22 protein-coding genes and 1 pseudogene are annotated in these 18,923 nt (G+C 71.8%); 11 read left to right on the forward strand and 12 right to left on the reverse strand.

Going from position 1 to position 18,923, the window contains the following annotated elements:
* Positions 1-251: pseudogene (locus tag I4I78_RS09965) on the reverse strand (LuxR family transcriptional regulator); the annotation flags it as partial.
* 31 nt (positions 252-282) lie between these two features.
* Entirely contained in the window at positions 283-1,263 is a 981-nt protein-coding gene (locus tag I4I78_RS09970; RefSeq protein ID WP_218610969.1) for an alpha/beta hydrolase, read from the reverse strand.
* A 97-nt stretch (positions 1,264-1,360) separates the two neighbouring features.
* On the opposite strand from I4I78_RS09970, the gene I4I78_RS09975 reads away from it, so the two are divergent.
* Positions 1,361-1,753: a hypothetical protein gene (locus I4I78_RS09975; protein ID WP_218610970.1), complete on the forward strand. Its 393-nt coding sequence runs from the start codon at positions 1,361-1,363 to the stop codon at positions 1,751-1,753.
* 19 nt (positions 1,754-1,772) lie between these two features.
* Here the strand turns inward: I4I78_RS09975 and I4I78_RS09980 are convergent, their stop codons facing one another.
* On the reverse strand, positions 1,773-2,603 hold the full coding sequence (locus I4I78_RS09980; protein WP_218610971.1) for an SDR family oxidoreductase: 831 nt from the start codon (positions 2,601-2,603) through the stop codon (positions 1,773-1,775).
* A gap of 72 nt (positions 2,604-2,675) precedes the next feature.
* Here I4I78_RS09980 and I4I78_RS09985 point away from each other — a divergent pair, with 72 nt between their 5' ends.
* A complete protein-coding gene (locus I4I78_RS09985; RefSeq protein WP_218610972.1) occupies positions 2,676-3,239 on the forward strand; it encodes a hypothetical protein in 564 nt (187 codons plus the stop codon).
* 61 nt (positions 3,240-3,300) lie between these two features.
* Here I4I78_RS09985 and I4I78_RS09990 read toward each other — a convergent pair whose 3' ends face one another.
* The 4 genes from I4I78_RS09990 to I4I78_RS10005 all read right to left on the reverse strand — a co-directional run bounded on the left by I4I78_RS09990 (position 3,301) and on the right by I4I78_RS10005 (position 6,455).
* The gene (locus I4I78_RS09990) at positions 3,301-4,788 is read right to left on the reverse strand and encodes an aldehyde dehydrogenase (RefSeq protein WP_218610973.1); all 1,488 of its coding nucleotides are present in this window, start codon (positions 4,786-4,788) and stop codon (positions 3,301-3,303) included.
* Positions 4,789-4,964: 176 nt separating this feature from the next.
* On the reverse strand, positions 4,965-5,504 hold the full coding sequence (locus tag I4I78_RS09995; protein WP_218610974.1) for a PadR family transcriptional regulator: 540 nt from the start codon (positions 5,502-5,504) through the stop codon (positions 4,965-4,967).
* Positions 5,505-5,553: 49 nt separating this feature from the next.
* Entirely contained in the window at positions 5,554-6,039 is a 486-nt protein-coding gene (locus tag I4I78_RS10000; protein ID WP_255567102.1) for a phenylacetaldoxime dehydratase family protein, read from the reverse strand.
* Positions 5,961-6,455, reverse strand: coding sequence for a phenylacetaldoxime dehydratase family protein (locus I4I78_RS10005; RefSeq protein WP_218610976.1), 495 nt, complete (start codon positions 6,453-6,455; stop codon positions 5,961-5,963). Before I4I78_RS10005 ends, I4I78_RS10000 begins: the two co-directional genes overlap by 79 nt.
* Before the next feature lie 314 nt (positions 6,456-6,769).
* Between I4I78_RS10005 and I4I78_RS32745 the strand changes: the two genes are divergently transcribed.
* The gene (locus I4I78_RS32745; RefSeq protein WP_226379431.1) at positions 6,770-7,741 is read left to right on the forward strand and encodes a non-heme iron oxygenase ferredoxin subunit; all 972 of its coding nucleotides are present in this window, start codon (positions 6,770-6,772) and stop codon (positions 7,739-7,741) included.
* 9 nt (positions 7,742-7,750) lie between these two features.
* Positions 7,751-8,104, forward strand: a complete 354-nt coding sequence (locus I4I78_RS10015) for a non-heme iron oxygenase ferredoxin subunit (protein ID WP_218610977.1) — start codon at positions 7,751-7,753, stop codon at positions 8,102-8,104.
* Positions 8,105-8,138: 34 nt separating this feature from the next.
* On the opposite strand, the gene I4I78_RS10020 is transcribed toward I4I78_RS10015, so the two are convergent.
* A complete protein-coding gene (locus I4I78_RS10020) occupies positions 8,139-8,372 on the reverse strand; it encodes a hypothetical protein (RefSeq protein WP_218610978.1) in 234 nt (77 codons plus the stop codon).
* A 124-nt stretch (positions 8,373-8,496) separates the two neighbouring features.
* Between I4I78_RS10020 and I4I78_RS10025 the strand changes: the two genes are divergently transcribed.
* Complete coding sequence (locus I4I78_RS10025; protein ID WP_218610979.1) at positions 8,497-9,150, forward strand: TetR/AcrR family transcriptional regulator; 654 nt, start codon at positions 8,497-8,499, stop codon at positions 9,148-9,150.
* 36 nt (positions 9,151-9,186) lie between these two features.
* On the opposite strand, the gene I4I78_RS10030 is transcribed toward I4I78_RS10025, so the two are convergent.
* On the reverse strand, positions 9,187-9,402 hold the full coding sequence (locus I4I78_RS10030) for a hypothetical protein (RefSeq protein ID WP_218610980.1): 216 nt from the start codon (positions 9,400-9,402) through the stop codon (positions 9,187-9,189).
* 132 nt (positions 9,403-9,534) lie between these two features.
* On the opposite strand from I4I78_RS10030, the gene I4I78_RS10035 reads away from it, so the two are divergent.
* From I4I78_RS10035 to I4I78_RS10045, 3 genes are all read left to right on the forward strand, one after another.
* The gene (locus I4I78_RS10035; RefSeq protein WP_218610981.1) at positions 9,535-10,557 is read left to right on the forward strand and encodes an LLM class flavin-dependent oxidoreductase; all 1,023 of its coding nucleotides are present in this window, start codon (positions 9,535-9,537) and stop codon (positions 10,555-10,557) included.
* A gap of 232 nt (positions 10,558-10,789) precedes the next feature.
* The gene (locus I4I78_RS10040) at positions 10,790-11,317 is read left to right on the forward strand and encodes a hypothetical protein (RefSeq protein ID WP_218610982.1); all 528 of its coding nucleotides are present in this window, start codon (positions 10,790-10,792) and stop codon (positions 11,315-11,317) included.
* A gap of 99 nt (positions 11,318-11,416) precedes the next feature.
* On the forward strand, positions 11,417-12,112 hold the full coding sequence (locus I4I78_RS10045) for a thermonuclease family protein (RefSeq protein WP_218610983.1): 696 nt from the start codon (positions 11,417-11,419) through the stop codon (positions 12,110-12,112).
* A 21-nt stretch (positions 12,113-12,133) separates the two neighbouring features.
* Here the strand turns inward: I4I78_RS10045 and I4I78_RS10050 are convergent, their stop codons facing one another.
* Together I4I78_RS10050 and I4I78_RS10055 are read right to left on the reverse strand one after the other, a co-directional pair.
* The gene (locus I4I78_RS10050; RefSeq protein ID WP_218610984.1) at positions 12,134-12,880 is read right to left on the reverse strand and encodes an LLM class flavin-dependent oxidoreductase; all 747 of its coding nucleotides are present in this window, start codon (positions 12,878-12,880) and stop codon (positions 12,134-12,136) included.
* Positions 12,880-14,841, reverse strand: a complete 1,962-nt coding sequence (locus tag I4I78_RS10055; protein WP_218610985.1) for an acetoacetate--CoA ligase — start codon at positions 14,839-14,841, stop codon at positions 12,880-12,882. The genes I4I78_RS10050 and I4I78_RS10055 overlap by 1 nt, the downstream gene beginning before the upstream one ends.
* A 270-nt stretch (positions 14,842-15,111) precedes the next feature.
* On the opposite strand from I4I78_RS10055, the gene I4I78_RS10060 reads away from it, so the two are divergent.
* From I4I78_RS10060 to I4I78_RS10070, 3 genes are all read left to right on the forward strand, one after another.
* The gene (locus I4I78_RS10060) at positions 15,112-16,101 is read left to right on the forward strand and encodes an LLM class flavin-dependent oxidoreductase (RefSeq protein WP_218610986.1); all 990 of its coding nucleotides are present in this window, start codon (positions 15,112-15,114) and stop codon (positions 16,099-16,101) included.
* A gap of 366 nt (positions 16,102-16,467) precedes the next feature.
* Positions 16,468-16,749 (forward strand): DUF4287 domain-containing protein, encoded by a 282-nt coding sequence (locus I4I78_RS10065; protein ID WP_218610987.1) that lies wholly within the window; start codon positions 16,468-16,470, stop codon positions 16,747-16,749.
* A 317-nt stretch (positions 16,750-17,066) separates the two neighbouring features.
* Positions 17,067-18,238, forward strand: a protein-coding gene (locus I4I78_RS10070) for an IS3 family transposase (RefSeq protein ID WP_218610988.1) whose coding sequence is annotated in 2 segments (ribosomal slippage) — positions 17,067-17,364 and positions 17,364-18,238 — 1,173 coding nt in all. Because the reading frame shifts where the segments join, the coding sequence is not laid out codon by codon here.
* Positions 18,239-18,394: 156 nt separating this feature from the next.
* Here I4I78_RS10070 and I4I78_RS10075 read toward each other — a convergent pair.
* Positions 18,395-18,919 carry a flavin reductase family protein gene (locus tag I4I78_RS10075; protein WP_218610989.1) on the reverse strand — a complete coding sequence of 175 codons (525 nt, stop codon included), beginning with the start codon at positions 18,917-18,919 and terminating at the stop codon, positions 18,395-18,397.
* Between the last annotated feature and the right edge of the window lie 4 nt (positions 18,920-18,923).

Consider the following 18,923-nt stretch of genomic DNA (forward strand, 5'->3'; position numbering starts at 1 on the left):
TCGTCGCCGAACAGGGCGGCGGTCTCGTGCGAGTCGGCGGTGCACCCGACCCAGGCCAGCAGCGCGACGTCGTACACGGTGCGGACGGTCCCGGCGTCACAGCCGATCCGCTCGGCGAGCCGGACGGCCAGCAGGCAGGACCGCGCGACGTGCTCCATCGGCTGCCCGAGGCCGATGTCGGCGGACAGCGACAGCATCGCCAGCAGCTCGGAGCGCCGGGCCGCGGGCGTCGGCTGCCGGCGGTCCACCACGGGCCGGGACTCGGCCGGGGCCGTCGGTCCGTTACGCGGGGACCGACAGCCCCAGCCGTCGCGTCAACCAGGCGACGCGCGCGGCGCGGGCCCGCCGGGACAGGTCGGCGTCGGGGACGAACCCGTCGAAGCCGTGGAAACCGCCCGGCCAGACGTGCAGCTCGGCCTGCACCCCGGCGTTCCACAGGGCGGTGGCGTAGGCGACGTCCTCGTCCCGGAACGTCTCGGTGGACGCGACGTCGACGTAGGCGGGCGGGAGCCCGGACAGGTCCCGCGCCCGCGCCGGGGCGGCGTACGGCGAGACGTCGGCGGTGCCGCGACGCCCGCCCAGCAGGGCGTCCCAGCCGGTGCGGTTGCTGATCCGGTCCCAGACCCCGACGCCCTCGAACTGCAGCGTCGAGCCGGTGTCGTTGCGGTCGTCGAGCATCGGGTAGACGAGCAGCTGCCCGGCGATGGCCGGTCCGCCGCGGTCCCGGGCGAGCAGGGCCACTCCGGCGGCCAGGCCCCCGCCCGCGCTGGCCCCGCCGACGACCAGCGACGACGCGTCCGCGGAGAACCCGGCGGCGTTCTGCGCGGTCCAGACCAGGCCCGCGTAGCAGTCCTCGACCGGGGCGGGGTCGGGGTGCTCGGGCGCGAGGCGGTACTCGACGCTGACCACGACCACGCCGAGCTGCTCGACCCAGTCGCAGAACTGCGCCGCGCCGGTCGCCCGGTCGCCCATGAACATCCCGCCGCCGTGGCACCAGTAGACGACCGGTGCGCCACTGACCTGGTCCCGCGGGCGCACGACCGACACCGGAACCTCGCCGCCGGGTCCCGGCACGACGTGCTCGGAGACGTCGATCGCCCGCCCGGCCACGATCTCGCGCAACGACGGTGACGACGCGTCGCGGGCCCGCCGCACCTGCTCGATCAGGTCCGGGGTGATCCCGGGCGGGACGACCCGGTGCACCGCGGCGAGCGCGGTCTCGAGCTCGGCGTCGAACGGCGGGCGGGGCAACGGTGCGGTCATGCGGCGATCGGCCTCCGGTCTCGGGCGCCACGACGGCGCGTCCGGACCATGATCCGCACCGGACGGGCCTGCCGCCACAGGGCCGTAGGTTGGCGGCATGAGCATCAAGGTGGAGACGGGCTCGATCGCCGAGACGATGGAGGGCTTCGTGTTCGCCTACCTGCTGACGCTCGGCACGGCGCCGCGCCCGCACGTCGTCGCCGTGGGCGTCTCGGCCGCCGGCGGGTCGCTGCGGGTCTCCGAGGTGGGGCGCAGCAGCCGTCGCAACATCGAGGGCAATGACGCCGTCACGCTGCTCTGGCCGCCGCGCGAGGACGGCGGGTACTCCCTGATCGTCGACGGCAGCGCGAGCCTGCAGGGCGACGAGGTGGTGGTCGTCCCCGAGCGGGCCGTGCTGCACCGGCCCGCCCCGGACGCGCCCGCACCGGAGGACGGGTCGTGTGCCTCCGACTGCGTCGAGCTCCCGGTGACCGGGCCGGCCGGGTCCTGACGGCCAGGTTGCTGCGCCGTCAGTCCTTCCTGCCGTGCGCCTCGATCGACACCGGCTCCCACTCGCGCCAGGTCGCGAGCCGGGACTCGTAGTCCTTCGTCGCGATGGCCAGCGGACCGTCGCCGAAGAAGATCCGCAGCGGCGGGTTCTCCGCGTCGACGACCTTGAGCACGGCCGCCGAGCTGGCCGCCGGGTCACCGGGGCTGGACTGGCGCTGCGCGCGCAGGCGCTGCGCCTCCTCGCGGTAGGTGTCGTAGGCCGGCAGCGGCGTGGAGTGCCGGGCCGACGAGCCGCCCCAGTCGGTGGAGTACCCGGCCGGCTCGATCAGCGTCACGTGGATCCCGAAGCCGGCGACCTCCTGGGCCAGCGACTGGCTGATCCCCTCCAGGGCCCACTTCGAGGCGTGGTACATCCCGACGTTCGGGAACGCGCTGATCCCGCCGATCGACGAGACCTGCAGGATGTGCCCGGACCCCTGCTCGCGCAGGTACGGCAGCGCGGCCTGGGTGACCCAGAGCGCGCCGAACAGGTTCGTCTCGATCTGGTCCCGGGCGTCAGCCTCGCTGAGCTCCTCGACCAGGCCGAACTGGCCGTACCCGGCGTTGTTGACGATCACGTCGAGCCGGCCGAACCGCTCGTGCGCCCGCCCGACCGCGGCGAACACGCCGTCCCGGTCGGTGACGTCGAGCTCGATCGCCAGCACCCGCTCGCCGTACTTCTCGGCCAGGTCGTCGAGGGTGGCGGCGTCCCGCGCGGTGGCCGCGACCGAGTCCCCGCGCTCCAGCGCGGCGATCGTCCACTCCCGCCCGAAGCCCCGGGATGCACCGGTGATGAACCATGTCTTCGTCATGCTCGTACGCCTTCCGTCCTATCGTCCATGTGGAACAGCTCGAGCCGGATCCCGTCCGGGTCCCGGAACACGATGACCGAGTACGGGAACGGCGCCGGCACCCGGCTCATTCCGAAGACCCGCTCGTACCAGGCGGCGCCGGCCTCGACGTCGGACACGGCCGGGCCGGGGAGGGCCGAGGTGGACGCCTTCGTCCGGCGCTCGTTCCGGTGTCACCACTGCGGGGCCGACGGTCCCGAGTTCCGCGACACCGACCGGGCTCCCGGATCCGCCCGCTACCGGATCGGGTCGGACGTCGTGCTGTTGCCGTTCTGCCCGGCGTGCGAGCCGGGCCCGGACGCGCAGACCTCTGCCGTCGCCCGCCTCGTCCGTGACGTCGAGGCGGACACGGTGGCCTGGACCGACCCGACCCCGCTGGCGACCTACCGCTGCAGCGATCCGTCCTGCGAGCAGGTGTGGCACGACCTCGGCGCGCCGCTGCCGTTCGAGCCGGTGCCCGACGCCCGGGGCGGCATGGGCTGGCACCCGTGCCCGTGGTGCGTGGACGAGGCCCCGACGATCGTGACCATGGCCCACCGGACCCGCTCGACAGCGTCCGCCGACCCTGCCGCGTGGGGCACCGAACTCCACGCCTGACCGATCGAGCGTCACGTCGTGGTGAGTGGACTCGCCACAACGTGACGCCCGGTGGATCAGCTCAGCTCACGCCGGCCGGGACCTCGTTGAGGATCATCGACTTGTTCTCGATGTAGGAGCGCAGCCCCTCCTCGCCGCCCTCGCGGCCGAGTCCGGACTGCTTGAACCCGCCGAACCCGACGCCGAAGTCGGTCCGGAACGCGTTGTGCCCGACGGTGCCCGAGCGCAGCCGGCGGGCCACGGCGCGGGCGCGCTCGACGTCCGGGGTGAACACCGAGGCGTTCAGCCCGTAGATCGTGTCGTTGGCGACGCGGACGGCATCCGCCTCGTCGTCGGCCGCGATCACCGAGAGCACCGGCCCGAAGATCTCCTCACGCGCGATCGTGGAGTGGTTGTCCACGTTGGCGAACACGGTCGGCTCGATGTACCAGCCGCGGTCGAGGTCCTTCGGACGGCCGCCGCCGGTGACGAGCTTCGCGCCCTCCTCGACGCCCTTGGCGATGTAGCCCTCGACGCGGTCGCGCTGGCGCTGCATGGCGAGCGGGCCCATCTGGGTGTCGGAGTCGAACGGGTCGCCGACCCGGACCTGCGAGAACGTCGACGCGAGCGCCTCGACGAGCTCGTCGTGGCGGCTGCGGCTGACCACGATCCGGGTCAGCGAGGAGCAGACCTGACCCGAGAGGAAGCACTCCGCGCCGGACAGGATCGAGGCCGCCTTGCCCAGGTCCATGTCGTCCAGGATCACCGCGGCGGACTTGCCGCCGAGCTCGAGCGTGCAGCGGGCGATCCGCTCGCCGCAGATCGAGGCGATCCGGCGTCCGGCCACCGTCGAGCCGGTGAACGCGATCTTGTCCACCCGCGGGTCGCGGACGAGCAGCTCGGAGACCTCACGGTCGGCGGTGACGGTGTTGAACACACCGGGCGGCAGCCCGACCTCCTCGGCGATCTCGGCCATCAGGTAGCCGGCGCCCGGGGCCTCCGGCGAGTTCTTCAGCACGACGGTGCACCCGGCGATCAGCGCCGGCGCGACCTTGTAGGCGATCAGCGAGATCGGCGCGTTCCACGGGATGATCGCCCCGACGACACCGACCGGCTCCTTGACGATCTGGGCGAACTCGCCGCCCGCCGTCGGCACCGCCCGCTCGGCCCACGGGTAGGTCTCGGCCAGGCCCGCGTAGTACTCGTAGACGCCGGGGATGCCCTTGGCACCGGCCGCGGCGGCCTTGAACAGGATGCCGGACTCGCGCGGCCAGATCTGGCCGATGTCGTCGGTCCGCTCGGCGATCTTCGCCGCGATCGCACGCAGGTACCCGGCGCGCTCGGCGTGCGACATCCGTGGCCACGGGCCGTTGTCGAACGCGTCCTTGGCCGCGGTGACGGCCCGGTCCATGTCCGCCTCGCGGGCCTCCGCGATCCGGAAGAAGAGCTCCTCGGTGGCCGGCTCGATGACGTCGATCGTCGCGTCGGTCGAGGGCTGCACCCACTCGCCGCCGATGAAGAACCGGTCCAGGCCGCGCAGCGGCGCCCTCGTGTCACTGGTCACGCTCATGTATGTGGACTCCCACCTCGTCGGGGTTGTGCTCCGCTCCCACACAAGCACGCAGATGCGGAGTTCATCAACCTATAGAGGCGTGTATACGGGTATTTGAAGGAAGACCTGACCGCAGGTCTCGCGGGTCGCCGCCGTGGACCCGGTCGGCAGCTCCGACCGGCGGACGCCATCGGTCAGTATCCGGACCTGTCGGCCAGCGCCGACCAGAAGGCGGCCGCGGTTCGTTCCAGCTCCCCTGCGAGGCGGTGCAGCTCCGCCGTCCCGGGCGGAGCCTCTCCGGCCGCTGCCTCGCACCACTGCTCGAACCATGCACCGCGGCGACGGTGCTCGTGCGCCCGGGCCACAGCGAGCCGCCGCACCCGCTCCGCGCCCTGGGTGTTCGGACTCAGGAACATCAGTTTGAGCAGAGCCGTGTCCCGCAGCTCCGGGTCCGCGACGGCGTCGTCGTCGAGCCAGGCGTCCAGGCGCGCCCGGCCCTGATCGGTCAGCCGGTACCGGTGCCGACGCCGGCCCCCGGACTCGACGGTCACGGCCAGCAGACCGGCCCGGGCCAGACGAGCCGGCTCGGCGTAGAGCTGCGCGTGCGGGTGTGGCCACAGCGGCCCGATCGATCGTCCGATGTCGCGCTTCATCTCGTACGGCGTGCACGACTCGCGCTCGGCCACGACACCCAGCACGAGATACGACAGCGGCGACAGCCTCAACCTCTCCACCGCCACCTCCGATCACTAGTCACAATGAGACTAGTGATCGTCCCGGCACTCAGCCATCGAGGGCGCCGAGGAGACCGGTCCGCTCGTGGCAGCCGGCGTACTCGAACCACTGCTCGTCCGGGCCGACCACCGAGACCTCGTGGTAGAGCCGCAGGTTCGTGGACCCGCGGGCCGCGACCATCTTCCCGAACGAGGAGAAGATCGCCAGGTGCGTGGGGTGCGACTCGGACCAGCGCTCCAGCTCGGCCAGCGTGCGCCACCAGCTCAGGCCGTAGCTGCGCTCGGTCGGCCGGCCCTGCTCGTCGAGCACGGTGAGGTAGCGGTTGGCGAAGCACCCGACGCCGGTGCCGTCGCGTTCCAGGAAGTCCATCCCGGCACGCAGGTTCGGCTCGATGTCGGAGAGGTAGGTCTCCCGCTCGTCACCGGCGGTGTCGGTCCAGTCCTGCCCGGACCGGATCAGGCAGACGCTGCCGCGCGGGCGCACCCGGATCCGGTCGCCCTCGCGCTCGACGTCGAGCCCGCCCGGGTCGTGCAACGGGTCGGTCTGCGACGCCGGGATCCGGTCGCGCATCCCGCCCCGACCCACCGGCCGCCGCCGTCGCGGTCGGTCAGCCAGGGCTCCCGGTGGCGGGCGAACCAGCGGTCGAACGCCGCCGGGTCGTCCCAGTAGGCGACCGTGACGACGTCGGTCGGCCCGTCGCGGCGGACCTGCGTGGCCCGGTCGTGGTGGGCGGGACCGTCCGGCCCGGCCAGTGCCTGCACCAGTGCCGCGGGCGTCTCACCCGGCTCGGCCCCGGCCGGCCGCTGCGCACCGAGGTAGGCCATCACGACCTGCGCGGTCGACTCCGGTGTCCGGGCCACGAACGACGGGTACGCCGGCCGGAAGTCGTCGGGCACCCGCGACGGGCGGGTGCGCGGGACGGCCAGGTGCGCGGGGATCGCGGACTCCATCGGGCCTCCTTGCTCGAGGGACGCGGTGCGTCGGAACCCGCCGTCGGCGACGGATCGCTGCATCAGCGGATCCCACCGGACACCCGATCCGCAAGAGCGGTGTCCGTTGAAGATCCCCCACTGCGCAGGCCCTCGAGCTCGAGGGGCCGCCGAGCTGCTCGTCGACCGAACCGACCAGTCCGTCGCCGCCCCGCCGACCGTCCCGTCCGCCGTCACACACCCGCTGCCAGTCGCAAAATGATCCACCTACGGTGATGGCCGTCACACGCGTGCGAGCATCCCCTCGTCGGAGACGGCGAGGAGCGGGAGCATCGATGACGGGCACGGATCAGCAGACCGACGCGACGCCCTCCGGCGGTGCCTCCCGGCTGGCCACCTGGCATCAGGACGTGTTCCGCGCCGTGGAGCGCTGGCCGTGGCTGGCGAAGGTCACCGAGGACGTCTCGGCCGTCGTCGACCCCATCTACGACCGGCACCGGGGCAACATCGCCGTCGAGCTGATGCACGGCGGCCGGTGGGCCGGGCACTCCCTGCACGCCGCGCTGAGCGACCTCCCGATCGGGTTCTGGGCGGGCAGCGTGGTCCTCGACGCGCTCGGCAAGGATGTCCCCGGCAGGGGCGCCCGCGGGCGGCTCGACCCCGCCGGCACGCTGAGCGCGGCCGGGCTGGCCGCGGCCGCGGGCACGATCGCGACCGGGGTCACCGACTGGAGCGTCAGCGACGGCGAGGACCGCCGGGTGGGCCTGTTCCACGGGATGCTCAACGTCGCCGGGACGGCGCTGCAGGCCGCGTCTCTGGCGGCGCGGGTGTCCGGGCACCGACGTCCGGCGCAGGCGCTCGGCGTGGCGAGCATGGCCGTCACCGCGGCCGCGGGCTACGTCGGCGGGCACCTCGTGCAGGGCAGGGCCGTGATGGTCAACCGCGTCGCGACGACGACCGGCCCGAACCGGTGGGCCCGCACGATCGAGGACTCGGAGCTGGCCGACGGCGCGTCGGCCGGTGTCGTCGTCGACGGCCGGCAGGTGATGCTGCACCGCGACGGCGACGAGCTGTACGCGATCGACGACCTCTGCAGCCACGCCGGCGCACTGCTCAGCCGCGGCCCGGTCAGCGACTGCGTCGTCGCGTGCCCGCTGCACGAGTCGCAGTTCGACCTGCGGGACGGGCACATCGTGCGCGGCCCCGCACACCACCCGCAGCCGGTGCTCCCGGCGCGGGTGCGGAACGGCTGGATCGAGGTCCGGGGCTCGATGCCCAAGGGCCGACGCGAACGAACCACCACCTGAGGAGACCCCATGGCCTGGGAAGCGGTCGCCGATCTGGACCAGCTCGAGGAGGGCGACATGATGGTCGTCGACCTGGGGGAGCCGGTCTGCCTGGTCCGGCTCTACGAGGACGAGGTCGCGGCGGTCCACAACACGTGCACCCACCAGCAGCAACCGCTCAACGAGGGCTACCTGCAGGAGGACGACACGCTGATCTGCCCCGCCCACAACTCCTGCTTCGACCTGCGCACCGGGGAACCGAAGGGCGTCCCGGCGGTCAGCCCGATCCCGGTCTACGCCTGCAAGATCGAGGACGGCGCGATCTGGGTCGACATGGCCCAGCAGCTCAACGACGCGGCGATCCCGCACAAGCCGTACCACTGAGAGGAGCTTGCGGAACGGACATGGGCGCCGGCCCTCACCCGTCGTCGCCGTCGCGCAGCCGCAGGACGACCCGGAGCACGTACTCGGCCGCCGAGTCGAACGCGCCGCCGCGCAGCTCGCCGCGTACGGCGAGGTTCTGCGACGCGAGCTGCAGCATCCGGTCCGCGCCGACCCGGCGCACGACCAGCGCGGCGATGTCCTGCAGGTCCAGGCCGGGATTGTCGAGGCGGGTCAGCGCGAACTCGACGACCAGCTCCTCGTCCGTCACCGGTGTCCGCTCCTCGGCTCCTCCGACCCTGACCGCCGATCCAACCACCTCGAGGACGGGGTCATCGCTGTGACGCTCGTTCGGTCGGACGCACGCCGCGCTACTCGTCAGTAGTATCGGGGGCGTGACCGATGTGAGACCAAGGCGGACAGGCAGACCGCCGCTGACCGACCGCGCCACCCTGCTCGCAGCGGCGCGTGAGATCGGCTTCGCCGACCTCACCGTCGGCACCGTGACCGCGAAGGTGGGGGTCAAGTACTCGACGTTCTACCGGCACTTCTCCAGCTACGAGGCCCTGCTCTCGGCCGCCGTCGACGAGGTGCTGGCGGAGACGACGTTCCCGGAGCCCGCCCAGCCGTGGCGCACGCACATCTCCGGGACCTCGGCCGCGATGTTCGAGCTGCTGCACCGCAACCCCGGCCTCGCACACGCGATCGTCGCGCTCCCCGAGCGGCCGGACCGGCTGGTCACGTTGTTCCGCCAGACCAGTGAGGTCCTGCTGGAAGCAGGCTTCGACGGCAAGGACACCGTGCTCGGCGCGACCGGCACGTTCGAGCTGGCGATCATGCCGTGGATCGACAGCCCGGGGCCGACTCCCGGCGGCGTCACCCGCCGCGAGCAGGCCCGCGTCACCCCGGAACCGCTCGACGAGCGCGTGCGGGAGGCGATCGTGAACTCGGTCGAGGACCCGCCGACCGGCTGGGTCGCCGACAAAGTGGATCTCATGATCGACGGCCTCGAGGTTCGCCTGGCGCGCAGCCGCGCGGCGCGCCCCTGACCGAGGGCCCGGCTCCGGGAAAGAGCAGGCGGTGACTCAGCGGGTCCCGGCGACGGACGTCGAGACCCGGGAGCGGATCGCGGCCGCCGCCTCGTCGGTCAGGCACGCCACGTCACCCTCGGTCTCCGAGGCTCCGGGCCCGACGGTGAGGACCTTGTCGTGGCCCGCCTCCATCAGGTCGCGGGCCTGCGCGACGACGGTCCGGACGTCGGTGCCCAGCTCGTCGGCCAGGGCGTCGGGGGTGATGCTCATCCAGGGTTCCTCACGTTCTCCGGAGTCGTGACTCCACTGTTCGCGACGGGGTGACACCGCCGGTGGGTCCGCGACGGTAACCCGTGCGCGCCGAGAGGACAGCCCCGACCCGGGCCTGCCAAGCTGTTCACCGTGTACCTGGGAGTCGACAGCTTCGCGGCAGCGGTGACCGATCCGGCCAGTGGAGCCGTGGTCGAGTCCGCGGAACGCATGGCGGACCTGCTCGAGGAGATCGCGCTCGCCGACGAGGTCGGGTTGCACTCGTTCGGGATCGGTGAGCACCACCGGGCCGAGTACTACGACTCGGCGCCCGCGGTCATTCTCGGGGCCGCGGCAGCGCGGACGTCGCGTATCCGGCTGCGCAGCGCGGTGGCGGTCCTGTCGGCTGCCGACCCGGTGCGGGTCTTCCAGGAGTTCGCGACCGTCGACCTGCTCTCGGGCGGCCGGGTCGAGCTCGTCGTCGGCCGCGGGTCGTTCACGGAGGCGTTCCCGCTGTTCGGGCTGGCGTTCTCCGACTACGACGACCTGTTCAGCGAGAAGCTCGACCTGCTGCTGCGGATCCGCGAAAGCACCGAGGTGACGTGGTCGGGCCGGCATCGTCCCGCGCTGACCGGGCAGGGCGTGTACCCGCGTCCTGCGCAGGAGGTGTTGCCGGTCTGGGTCGGTGTCGGCGGCACCCCCGAGTCGTTCGTCCGTGCGGGCGCGCTCGGGCTCCCGCTGATGGTCGCGATCATCGGAGGGGAGCCGCGACAGTTCGCCCAGCTGATCGACCTCTACCGCCGGGCGGGCCGGGAGGCTGGTCACCCGCCGGAGGCGTTGCGGGTGGGTCTGCACTGCTTCGGATTCGTCGGCGACGACGTCGAGAAGGCGACCGCGGCGTTCTACCCGGGCTGGTCCGAGATGTTCACGAGGGTCTCCCGCGAGCGCGGGTTCCCGCCGCCGACCCGCCGGCAGTTCGACACGGCCCGGGGGCCGGACGGCGCGTTCTTCGTCGGCGACCCGGAGACGGTGGCCGCGAAGTGCCTCCGCGTGTCCGAGCAGCTCGGTGGGGTCGAACGGATCAACCTGCAGATGACGAACCCACGGCTGAGCCACGACGACCTGCTGCACTCGATCGAGCTGCTCGGCACGAAGGTCGTACCCCTCGTCGCCTGACGAGCGATACGCGGGCGAGGCCCCGCGGTGACGCGAGGTCGGTGGCGGCGACCGGGGGCGTCATCAGTTCCGATGAACGGCCGATCGGCGGTCTAACGCTGCCCCGATCGCCGCGATGAACACGGCGAGTGGGTCGTGTCGGACGGCCTGGACCGAGTGGGAGACCGCCGCGATGACCTCGCACCGCCGCCACGCCCGTTCCCTCCGGAACGCCTTCCTCGGGACTGCCGTGGTGGCAACGCTCGTCGGCGCGCTCGTGACGGCCGGCCTGCTCTCGTTCGCCCCGGCCGCACCGGCGGAGCCGTCCGCGACCGCTGCACCCACGATGTCCGTGGCGCCCGGCCCGACGGTGGCCGAGCTGATCCCCGCGCCGCCTCTCCCGGCCCGTCTACTTCCGGAGCTCCCCCTGCCGACTCCGGAACCCGAGTCCGAACCGGAGTCCACCAGCGGCGCGACCGACCGGTGCGGCGACCGCGCCTGGTGGGAGTCCCGTGGTGAAGGAGACCCCAGTGACTACGTCGCGGCCTGCGGAACCTGGCCCTCGTGGGTCGACCGCGGCGAGACCACGTGCGTACCCGACGAGCAGGACTGTCCCGCGACGACGAGCGACGCTTCGGGGGCGGCGCCCTACACCGGGCCAACCGAGGGACGGCCGTGGTCACCGGCGTACGGCTACTACGAAGGCCGGACCGACGGCCCGAAGAACAGCTCCGGCGAGCCGTGCATGCAGGGCCGGGACAACAACGACCCGAACTGCTGACACCAGCGGCCCCGCTGGGTCGCCCGCACTGCGATCCGCCGGCATCACGCCGGGATCGATACACCCGTCACCTCCACCTCGAAGCGAGGTTCATCGGCCATGGCCAAGGGCACCCTGTTCGGCGGCGTGATCGTTATCGGAATCCTGTTCGCGGCCTGCAGCCCCGGCGACGGCGACGAGGCGACGCCGGGGGCCGCACCGGCGCCGCCCGCGGCGTCGTACTCGCCCGCGCCCGAGCCGTCGGCCGTCCCGGTCGTCACCACACCGCCGTTCACCGGCGAGGCCGTCACGGTCACCGAGGTCGTCGACGGCGACACGTTCCGGACCGGTGACGGCCGCGAGATCCGTGTCCTGGGTATCGACTCCTGCGAGAAGGGCACCTACGGCGGCGGGCTCGCCGTTGCCGACGCCGAGCAGACGCTCACGACCGGCTACGGCGGCCCGGTCACCCTCACCGTCCAGGCCGGCGTCGACACCGACCGCAACGGCCGGCACCTGCGCTACGTCCAGTTCGGCGACGACCACGAGGACTTCGGCGAGTACATGGTCGCCAACGACCACACCGGGGTGTACCAGGGCCGACACGACGCCTCACCCGACTACGTCGCCCGGCTCTACGCGCTCGACACGAAGTACTCGACGAACCCGCCGTCCGGGCGGGAGTGCGGCGACCCGACCCCGGCGCCGGTCACCGGCGACACCGGACCCTCCTACAGCTACGACGGCGACGACGATGTCAACATGCCCGACGGCGCCCTGACCGGCGGCTACTGCGCCCGCAAGTGGTGGTGCTGACCGGCTGCGTCGTCCCGCCCCTCACGGGAGCAGCGCTCTGACCTGCTCGGGCTCCGGCCCTCCCGGTTCGATCACCACGACGGCGTCGTCGAAACCGGCGTCGGCGTAGCGCCGGAGCAGCTCGCCGGTGCGGCCGAGGTCGTCCCCACCGCTCAGCGCCACGGCGCAGACGATCGCCCGCCGGCCACCGGCGGCCCGGAACCGCTCGTGCGCGGCGATGATCTCCTCGGGGGCGCGGCGGTAGGCCGACGCCAGCCAGCCGTCGAACTCCCGTGCGGCCCGCTCGACCTTGGCGCCCCAGGACCCCAGCAGCAGCGGCGGCCCGCGGGTGACGCCCGGGGCGAGGTCGGCGCGCTCGTCGTGCCCGTGGGCCAGCAGGACCCGCAGCCGGGCCAGGTTCTCGTCGAAGGTCCGGAAACGCCGGGCGTGGTCCCGGTCCAGGGTGGCGAAGTCGACCTCGGTCGACCCGGGGCTGACGCCGAGGGTCAAACGGTCGCCGCAGACCGACGCGAGCGACAGGATCCGGTGGGCGAGCTCGGCGGGATGGTGCAGCGGGATCTGCGCGGTGGCCGTTCCCAGCTCCACACCCTCGGTCGCGGTGGCCGCCACCGCCAACGTCACGAACGGGTCCGGGACCAGGTGCCCGCGCCCGATCATCTGATGGATCCACAGGCTCTCGAACCCGGCGTCCACCAGTCGCCCCGCCCACCCGGCGATCTCGATCGGCGGTCCCGGGGTCAGACGGGCGAGCGTCGCACCGAGGCGCATCAGCCCGTCGGGCCCAACCGCTCCGACGCGAACCGCGCGTACCAGCGCAGCGCGTCCGGGTCGTCGACGGAGGCGAGGTTCGCGGCCTTATCCAGCGGCCGCCCGGAGAGCAGCTTCTTGATCGGGACCTCCAGCCGCTTGCCGCTCAGCGTGTGCGGCACGGCGGGCGCGGTGAGGATCTCGTCCGGGACGTGCCGGGGGGTCAGCCGCGTCCGCAGCGTGCTCACGATCTTCTCCTTGAGCGCGTCGTCGAGCTCGTGCCCGGCCGCCGGGACCACGAACAGCCCCAGCCAGTACTCGTCGTGGGGCAGGTCGACGCCGATCACCAGGGTCTCGTCGATCTCCGGCAGGGTCTCCAGGACGTCGTAGAAGTCGCTGCTGCCCAGCCGCACGCCACCGCGGTTGAGCGTCGAGTCCGACCGGCCGTGGATGGAGATGCTGCCGTCGGAGTGCATCGTCACCCAGTCCCCGTGCCGCCACACGCCGGGCCAGGTGTCGAAGTAGGACTCGGTGTAGCGGGCGGCGTCGGGGTCGTTCCACAGGTACACCGGCATCGACGGCATCGGCTGGGTGATCACCAGGTCCCCGACCGCGTCGACGACGGGCTCGCCGTCCTCGTCCCAGGCCGCGCAGTCGACGCCCGCCAGCCGGCCGCCGATCCGGCCGACCCGGACCGGGGCGTACTCGTTGGCACCGACGAACGAGCCGGAGATGTCGGTGCCTCCGCTGGTCGAGTCGATCCGCACGTCCGGGCCGATGTGCTCGATCACCCAGTGGTAACCGGTCTCGGGCAGCGCCGACCCGCTGAACATCACGTGCCGCAGCCGGCTCAGGTCGTGCTCCCGGCGGGGCGAGACCCCGGTGTTCGCCGTGGCGGTGACGACGGCGGCGCCCATCAACATGACGTCCGCGCGGGTGCGGGCCGCGACCTCCCAGACCGCACCCGGCGGGTGGTTGGGGCTGCCCTCGTAGAGCACGATGCTCGCGCCCTGGGTGAGCGCGCCCAGCTCGATGTTCCACAACGCCCAGCCGGTCGAGGTGTAGGTGAACATCCGCTCGCCCGCGCGCAGCCCGCCGTAGAGCCCGGACCACATCAGGCCCTGCAACGTGATGCCGCCGTGGCCGTGCACCAGCCCCTTGGGCAGCCCGGTGGTGCCGGAGGTGAACAGCACCCACAACGGGTGCGAGAACTCGACCTGCTCGAACACCAGCGGCTCGTCGTGGGCCAGCAGCTCGTCCCACGGGGTCGAGCCCTCGGGGTGCGGCCGGTCGAACACGTAGGGGACGTGGACGATGTGGCGCACCGTGGGGAGGTTCTCGCGCAGCCGCGCGATGACGTCGCCGCGGTCGATCTCCTTGCCGTTCCAGTGGTAGCCGTCGGCGGCGATGAGCACGGTCGGCTCGAGCTGCGCGAGACGTCCGATGGTGCCCTCGGCCCCGAAGTCCGGTGAGCAGCAGGCCCAGACGGCGCCGACGGTGGCGGCGGCGAGACAGCCGATCAACGCATGCTCGGTGTTCGGCAGGTAGGCACCGACCCGGTCGCCGGGACGCACACCCGCCCGGCGCAGCCAGCTTGCGGCCGCCGCCACCGACCGCCGCAGCTCACCGAAGGTGATCTCCCGTGCGGGCACACCACCCTCCTGGACACACACCAGCGCGACGTCCCCGTCGGCCCCGCGGCGCAGCACGTGCTGCGCCCAGTTCAGCCGCGCCCCGGTGAACCAGCGGGTGTGCGGCATGGGGTCGGCGGTGCGCACCTGCGTCCACGGGGTGGAGAACTCGACCTCGTAGTAGTCGACGACGGCGGTCCAGAACCGGTCCAGGTCCTCGACCGACCAGGCCCAGAAGGCGTCGTGGTCTGCGAACGTCCGTCCCTCGCGCGTCTGGAGCCAGTTCAGGAACTCGCGCAGCGGGGAGTTCTCGATGCGGGCCGCCGTGGGGTTCCAGAGCGTGTCGGTCATGCGCACCGCCTCATCGTCGTGCGTCGACGACACGGGTCGTCGAACGGGATTCACGCGTGAACATAGACGTTCCACCGGCGACGACCAGCGTGTCGAGCGGACCGCGCACCCGTACGCCGCATCCGTTGATGGTCGGTTGAGATTGACGTGTTCCCGGGTTGAGGCGACCGGAGCACAATCCGTCCCATGTGCGGCCCCGACGACCGGCCGGAGCCAGCGCCCCCGGCGGGCGGGACCGCCCGACGATGACGTCTCGAGGAGGCCGTACGCATGAAGCTCGCTCTCTACCTTCCCAACTTCCGTGACGAGGTGACCGTCAAGGAACTCGAGGACCTCACGGCCCTCGCCGAGGACCTCGACTTCGACTCGGTCTGGACGCTCGACCGGATCGTCGTACCGGAGGCCTCCGACCGCGGAGAGCTGCAGTACCCGTTCGGCATGATGTCCGACCTGCCCACCGCCCTGCCGGTGATCTCGCGCGGCAAGTGGTTCCAGGGCATGACGCTGATCCCGTGGCTCGCCGCGAAGACCACGAAGCTCCGGATCGGCATGAGCATCATCGACACCCCGTACCGCTCGCCGGGTGTGCTCGCCGCCGAGCTCGCCACCCAGGACCACCTGTCGAACGGCCGGCTCAACGTCGGCGTCGGCTCCGGCTGGATGCCCGAGGAGTTCGCCGCCGCCAGCGTCTCGCACCTGTTCCCGCGCCGGCACGGGCACGTGCGCGAGACGATCGAGATCATGCAGGGCATCTGGACCAACGACCTGTTCGAGTACCACGGCGAGTTCGCCGACTTCCCGCTCTCCGGCTTCGGGCACAAGCCGATCCAGAAGCCCGGCCCGCCGATCTACTTCTCCGGCCTCAAGGACCCGAAGCGTTCGGCCAAGCGCATCGCGAAGTACGGCCTGCAGGGCTGGATCGGCATCCAGGACTCCCCCGAGGACATCAAGCGCTGGAAGGGCGAGATGGAGCGCGAGCTCAACGAGCTCGGCCGCGGCTTCCCCGAGGGCTTCGACATGTGCAGCATGATCTGGTTCGTCATCACCGACGAGAAGATGGACCAGACCCCGGCGGGCAAGGCCACGAACCTGTTGGCCGGCAACGCCCAGCAGATCGAGGACATCCTCAAGCGCTACAAGGAGGCCGGCCTCACGATGCCGTTCCTGTGGCCGCCGTTCCGGGACGTGCCGACGTCCAAGACCATCGACGACATCAAGCGCCTGACCGAGGAGATCATGCCGAAGGTCAACGCCTCGTAGCGTCTCCGCACCGAGGAACGACTGAGCCCACGCCCCCCGAGCGTGGGCTCAGTCGTGTCCGCTTCCCGGCGTCGCCTCTGCTCGCGAGATCATCGACGGCCGTAGCCGCCGCCCTGCGTCAGATGTGAGCGCCCCGGACGCTGATGGCCCCCGCCCACCAGGGCCGGTGGCACTCCCAACCGAGCGCCGAGCAGACCGCCACCGGGTTCCCGGGCACCGTCTCAGCACTGACGCGAGGAGAGACCCACCACCGCAACCCGCCACGACCCACCACTCACCAGCCACAGTGCCGCACAACCGATGACTTTGGTGCAGCTTGGTAGTCACCCACTCCGTCAGCACCAACTCGCACCCGCTGGAGAAGCCATGTCGTTCCAGGCCTACCTCGACAAGATCGAGGAGAAGACTGGCAAGGTTCCTGCCCATCTCGTGGCCGAGGCGCGCGAGCGCGGCTTCGACAGCTCCACCAAACCAGCCGAGATCCTCGCCTGGTTGAAGCAGGACTACGACCTCGGCCGCGGGCACGGGATGGCGCTCGCCCACGTCATCCGCAACGGCACCTCGATCAGCGACAAGCACGTCGGCACGACCGGCGCACACCGCGACGAGACCAACGAGCTCCGCCTAGACGGGATCGCCAACCGCTGATCGGCCGGAGGTTGACACAGGGCTCTAAGGGGCCGACAGGTCCCGCCGAAGGCGGCCCACCAGCGCTTGCTCGGCCGCGCGGCCCTGAGCGCACCCGGTCCTGCACTGGCCCCATTTGGCGACCCGGACGAGGAGTTCCGGCAGCGTCGGCCCTAGATGTGCGCGCACGGTCGGGTAATTGCCGGCGAACGGTCTGGGGTCAGGCTGAATCCCGGCCTACCGTCCGCTGACCCGACGAGGCAGGAACAAGGGACTGCTCAGACTTCGGTTGACTCCTGACCTGTGAGGACGTCCTCCTCGCTGGAAGGATCGACACCGTGCCCAAGCCGTTCCCGACCGAGTTCCGCCGCGATGTGATCGCGGTCGCCCGCCAGGGCGACCAGTCGATCGCTCAGGTCGCCCGGAGCTTCGGGGTCTCGGAGTCCTGCCTGTCGCGCTGGCTGCGCATCGCCGACCGCGAGGACGGCATCGAGCCTGGCGAGTCAGCCCCTGCTGGGCCGACGGCCGGGACGGACCTCGAAGCGGAGAACCGTGAGCTGCGGCGGCGGACGAAGCAGCTCGAGCAGGAGAACGAGATCCTGCGCCGCGCTACCGCCTATTTCGCCCGCGACGTCCTCCCAAAATGATGTACCCGCTGGTCCTCGACCTCGCCGACGACAAGATCCCTGTCGCGGTGACCTGCCGGGTGCTGGGCTTCTCCAAGCAGGCCTTCTACCAGTGGCGCGCCAAGCCGGTCTCCGACCGTGACTACGACGACGCGCACCTGATCAACGCCGCGTTCGACGTCCACCGCGACGACCCCGAATTCGGCTACCGCTTCATCGCCGACGAACTCGCCACGCAGGGCCACACCGCCTCCCGGACCCGGGTCGGCAAGTTGTGCAGCCAGCAGAAGCTCTGGTCGGTCCACGCCCGCAAGCGCGGCCGCACCCGCCGACCCGGACCACCGGTGCACGACGACCTCGTCCGCCGCGAGTTCACCGCGGGCCGGCCCAACCAGCTGTGGCTCACCGACATCACCGAGCACCCCACCGGCGAGGGCAAGCTCTACCTCTGCGCAGTCAAGGACGCCTGCTCGAAACGGATCGTGGGCTACTCCATCGACGCCCGCATGACCTCGGCGCTGGCAGTCAACGCCCTGCGCAACGCCGTTCATCAACGCGGATCCCTCGCCCCGACCGTGGTCCACTCCGACCGCGGCAGTCAATTTCGATCACACGCCTACCAGCGAGAACTCCGCAGCTGCCGGCTGCGGGGCTCAATGGGGCGGGTCGGCACCTGCGCCGACAACGCCGCAATGGAGTCGTTCTTCAGCCTGCTGCAGAAGAACGTGCTCAACCGCCGGCGCTGGAACACCCGGACCGAACTGCGACTGGCGATCGTGACCTGGATCGAGACCACCTACCACCGCCGACGCCGCCAACAAGCCCTCGGACGCCTCACTCCGGTCGAGTTCGAGACACTGCTCAACACCGCCCACGCGGCCTGACCCACCTACCGAGATCGGGTCAACGGAACTCGGGGCAGTCCCTCGCGGACGAGGAACGGTTGACCGGCACGGAGCGCGTCAAGCGCCCTGCCGATCAACCGTCGACCGCGGTCTGCGGCGGCGGTGTCCGCAGCCCCGCGGGGTCGAGCGGCGCCGTCACGGGGCGGTTCCCAGCCGGGCCAGCTCGTGGAACCCGCTTTCGTGGAAGACGAGCGGGCCGTGGCCGGGGTGGGTGCACTGGCGGTGTACGCGCAGCAGCACGAGGTCGTGGTCGCCCGCGGTCACCGTGCTCTCGGTCGAGCAGTCGAGCCAGGCCGACGCCCCGCCGAGTAGCACCGCGCCATCCTCGGTGGGCTGCAGGTCGAGTCCGGCGAACCGGTCGCCGTGCTTAGACGCGAGCTGTCGGCAGGCGCGGTCCTGGCCGGCGCCGAGCACCGACAGCCCGATCCGCGTGCGGTTGCGCAGCCGCGGCCAGGTCGTGGAGGTGTGCTGGACGCAGAGGCCGACCAATGGCGGGTCGAGCGAGACGGCCACGAACGAGCTCGCGGCCAGGCCGACTGGGGTCCCGTCGTCGTCGAGCGCGCACACCGCGGTTACGCCGCTCGGGAACCGGCCGAAGACCTGCCGGAGCCCGGGCGAGTCGACGGCCCCATCGGCGATGGTGGGGATCAGCTCGGACATGGGT

This window comes from Pseudonocardia sp. KRD291, from assembly GCF_019263595.1.
In the GTDB taxonomy this organism is placed as follows: domain Bacteria; phylum Actinomycetota; class Actinomycetes; order Mycobacteriales; family Pseudonocardiaceae; genus Pseudonocardia.

Excerpts from the sequence above, each read along its gene's own strand:
- I4I78_RS09970 (WP_218610969.1), bottom strand. The coding sequence starts at position 1,263 with ATGACCGCACCGTTGCCCCGCCCGCCGTTCGACGCCGAGCTCGAGACC.
- I4I78_RS09975 (WP_218610970.1), top strand. The coding sequence starts at position 1,361 with ATGAGCATCAAGGTGGAGACGGGCTCGATCGCCGAGACGATGGAGGGC.
- I4I78_RS09980 (WP_218610971.1), bottom strand. The coding sequence starts at position 2,603 with ATGACGAAGACATGGTTCATCACCGGTGCATCCCGGGGCTTCGGGCGG.
- I4I78_RS09985 (WP_218610972.1), top strand. The coding sequence starts at position 2,676 with ATGACCGAGTACGGGAACGGCGCCGGCACCCGGCTCATTCCGAAGACC.
- I4I78_RS09990 (WP_218610973.1), bottom strand. The coding sequence starts at position 4,788 with ATGAGCGTGACCAGTGACACGAGGGCGCCGCTGCGCGGCCTGGACCGG.
- I4I78_RS10005 (WP_218610976.1), bottom strand. The coding sequence starts at position 6,455 with ATGGAGTCCGCGATCCCCGCGCACCTGGCCGTCCCGCGCACCCGCCCG.
- I4I78_RS32745 (WP_226379431.1), top strand. The coding sequence starts at position 6,770 with ATGACGGGCACGGATCAGCAGACCGACGCGACGCCCTCCGGCGGTGCC.
- I4I78_RS10015 (WP_218610977.1), top strand. The coding sequence starts at position 7,751 with ATGGCCTGGGAAGCGGTCGCCGATCTGGACCAGCTCGAGGAGGGCGAC.
- I4I78_RS10030 (WP_218610980.1), bottom strand. The coding sequence starts at position 9,402 with ATGAGCATCACCCCCGACGCCCTGGCCGACGAGCTGGGCACCGACGTC.
- I4I78_RS10045 (WP_218610983.1), top strand. The coding sequence starts at position 11,417 with ATGGCCAAGGGCACCCTGTTCGGCGGCGTGATCGTTATCGGAATCCTG.
- I4I78_RS10050 (WP_218610984.1), bottom strand. The coding sequence starts at position 12,880 with ATGCGCCTCGGTGCGACGCTCGCCCGTCTGACCCCGGGACCGCCGATC.
- I4I78_RS10055 (WP_218610985.1), bottom strand. The coding sequence starts at position 14,841 with ATGACCGACACGCTCTGGAACCCCACGGCGGCCCGCATCGAGAACTCC.
- I4I78_RS10060 (WP_218610986.1), top strand. The coding sequence starts at position 15,112 with ATGAAGCTCGCTCTCTACCTTCCCAACTTCCGTGACGAGGTGACCGTC.
- I4I78_RS10065 (WP_218610987.1), top strand. The coding sequence starts at position 16,468 with ATGTCGTTCCAGGCCTACCTCGACAAGATCGAGGAGAAGACTGGCAAG.
- I4I78_RS10075 (WP_218610989.1), bottom strand. The coding sequence starts at position 18,919 with ATGTCCGAGCTGATCCCCACCATCGCCGATGGGGCCGTCGACTCGCCC.